The 345-nt window shown below is 65.8% G+C and carries 1 protein-coding gene; it reads left to right on the top strand.

All coding sequences use genetic code 11. From position 1 onward, the window contains the following. Window positions 1–165: 165 nt before the first annotated feature. Window positions 166–345: hypothetical protein (locus SB765_RS28500; RefSeq protein WP_410932341.1), on the top strand; the 180-nt coding region annotated here is incomplete at its 3' end.

Raw genomic sequence — 345 nt, 5'->3', positions numbered from 1 at the left:
GCATCAAGCACGTTCGTGTCGATCTGTTCGATTCGGACAAGGGGCCGGTGTTCGGCGAGTACGCGGGCGGCACCAACGGCGGCGAGGGCTTCACCGATGAAGCGCAGCGGTTGCTCGGCGCCTTGTGGTGACGAGGGCCGGCTCCATCCTGACAGGAGTGCAACCATGACATCCGCCGAATCATCCGGCCAGGTATGCGTGAAGCAGGTACAGCGGGTGCGTCATGCAGATTCGACCCGCATGGTGCGTCCCGGCGACTTCGACGCCCGAATCGTCGCTCGGCATGCCTCCCTGGCCGAGTTGCCCGAGCGCGGACGCTACGTGCCGCTGTATGCGGACTGGCGC

It is taken from the genome of Pseudomonas sp. SIMBA_067 (genome assembly GCF_046534675.1).
GTDB lineage: Bacteria > Pseudomonadota > Gammaproteobacteria > Pseudomonadales > Pseudomonadaceae > Aquipseudomonas > Aquipseudomonas putida.
Note: the sequence above shows the minus strand (reverse complement) of the source record. Positions and strands in the feature narration are given on the sequence as shown.